At 65.7% G+C, this 1,731-nt stretch carries 2 protein-coding genes; both read right to left on the bottom strand.

Annotated elements, in window-relative coordinates; all coding sequences use genetic code 11:
* On the bottom strand, window positions 1-816 hold an 816-nt coding region (locus V6M63_RS19100), incomplete at its 3' end, for a TRAP transporter large permease (RefSeq protein ID WP_332744430.1).
* A 1-nt stretch (window position 817) separates the two neighbouring features.
* A complete protein-coding gene (locus V6M63_RS19095; protein ID WP_332744428.1) occupies window positions 818-1,339 on the bottom strand; it encodes a TRAP transporter small permease in 522 nt (173 codons plus the stop codon).
* Window positions 1,340-1,731 lie beyond the last annotated feature (392 nt).

The raw sequence follows: 1,731 nt of genomic DNA, 5'->3' as shown, positions 1-1,731 counted from the left end.
CAGGGTCTTGCGGGTCAGGCCGCCGGCGAACCAGGCCGCCACCCCGGTACCGAAGGCGCCGATGGCCGCACCCTCGGTGGGCGTGAACAGGCCGCTGTAGATGCCGCCGACCACGGCGATGAAGATCACCATCACCGGCCAGACCTTCACGGTGGCGACCCAGCGCTCTTTCATGGGCATGGGGGGCATGGACCCGACGTCCTGCGGTTTCACCCGGGCGTAGATCGCGATCACGATCATGTAGCCCACGGCCGCCAGGATGCCGGGCACGAAAGCGGCCAGGAACAGCTTGGCGATGTTCTGTTCGGTCAGGATGGCGTAGATCACCAGCACCACCGACGGCGGGATCAGGATGCCCAGCGTGCCGCCCGCGGCCAGTGCCGCGGTGGAGATGCCCCCGGCGTACCCCGCGCGCTTGAGCTCGGGCAGGGCCACCTGGCCCATGGTGGCCGCCGTGGCCAGAGAGGAACCGCAGATGGCGCCAAAACCGGCGCAGGCACCCACGGCCGCCATGGCCACGCCACCCTTGCGGTGCCCGATCCAGGCCTCGGCGGCCTTGAAGAGGGCCTGCGAGAGGCCGCCGAGCGCGGCGAACTGTCCCATCAGCAGGAACAGCGGAATCACCGAGAGCGAATAGCTGGAGAAGGTGCTGAACGTGACCTGCTTGAGCTGGTTGAGGATGGGATCGACCGATCCGTACACCATCCAGGCGCCCACCAGGCCACACACCAGCATGGACAGGCCGATGGGCACACGGATGAAGATCAGCAGCAGCAGGATCGGAAAGGACCAGAGGGCGAGTTCGACGGTTGACATATCAGTGCCCTGCGTTGGATTCGGTGGTCCAGCCCTGGGGAGCAGAGGCCAGGCCCAGCTCGGTCAGGGTCTTGGCGGCATAGGAGACGCAGCCGATCACGGCGCCCACGAAACACAGGGCATAGGCCCACCACACCGGCATCTGCAGGATGAAGGTGGTTTCCATGTATTCCTTTTTCTCCAGCAGACCGGCCCAGAGTTCCCAGGTCAGCACCAGCCAGATCAGCAGCATCAGGAGGTCGCTGACGATGACCACCCCCCGCTGCGCCCACTTGGGCATGTGCATGTAGAGCAGGTCCACCGTGGCGTGCCCGCCGCGCAGGTAGCACCAGGGCATGAAGAAAAAGATCGCGATGCCCACACCGAGCTCGACCAGCTCGAAGTCGCCGGGCACGGGCCCCAGCCCGATGCCGATCATGGCCCGCCCGGCCACGCTGGCCACGACCATCAGGGTCAGGGCGGTCAACACGATGCCGCCAAACAGGGCCGTCCATCGGGCGGTCCGGTAGATCCAGTCAATCATCCTCGGGTCCTTTTCATGGGTGCTGTCATGGTCCGATTGTCTCCCATGGTTTTTTGTCGCCGGCGAGCCGCGCGCGCTGCGCCGCGACTGTATCCGAAGTTTTCCATTGTTGAATGCATTTCACCCACAGGAATTTCATTCCCTGCTCCGCATGGGCGTGGGCGGCTCACGAACACCGGTCGCCGCCTCGCAGGAGCGACGGCCGGCGGTGAACTTACTTCGTGTACTTGGCGATCAGCGCCCGGGCCTCCGAGGCCAGCTTGGCGCCGTCGATGTTCTTGCCCTTCATCTCGTTGACCCAGTCCGTCTCCACCACGGACGCGGTGCGGCGCCAGCGCTGGGTCTCGGCCAGGTCCAGCGCCACGATGTTGTTGCCGGCCTTCTCGGCGATG

This window comes from Hydrogenophaga sp., assembly GCF_036675665.1.
In the GTDB taxonomy this organism is placed as follows: Bacteria; Pseudomonadota; Gammaproteobacteria; order Burkholderiales; family Burkholderiaceae_C; genus Hydrogenophaga.
The sequence above is the reverse complement of the archived record's forward strand: the minus strand, read 5'-3'. Positions and strand labels throughout refer to the sequence as shown.